Here is a 241-nt window from a genome sequence, read left to right as displayed (position 1 = left end):
GCGCGTGACGGATTGTTGGGGATGACGGCGAGCGCGCCCTTGGCTGCGATGGCCTGACGCAAGTGATCGGCGTCATAGGCTGTATCGGCCATGACGACCCCGGCGGACAGTCCCTCGATCAATGTGGCGGCTTGCGGTGCATCGCCCTTCTGGCCCGCGGTGAGCGTGAACCGCACGGGACATCCCAAGCCCCGAACCGCCATATGTATCTTGGTGCTCAAGCCGCCGCGCGAGCGCCCGA

The 241-nt window shown here is 66.4% G+C and carries 1 protein-coding gene; it reads right to left on the bottom strand.

The annotated features are described in order from the left end of the window. Positions 1-241, bottom strand: a 241-nt coding sequence (locus FNJ47_RS48735) for a transposase (RefSeq protein WP_163163812.1), incomplete at both ends; no start/stop codon positions are given.

The organism is Bradyrhizobium uaiense, assembly GCF_010811875.1.
GTDB classification, from domain to species: domain Bacteria; phylum Pseudomonadota; class Alphaproteobacteria; order Rhizobiales; family Xanthobacteraceae; genus Bradyrhizobium; species Bradyrhizobium uaiense.
The sequence above is the reverse complement of the archived record's forward strand: the minus strand, read 5'-3'. Positions and strand labels throughout refer to the sequence as shown.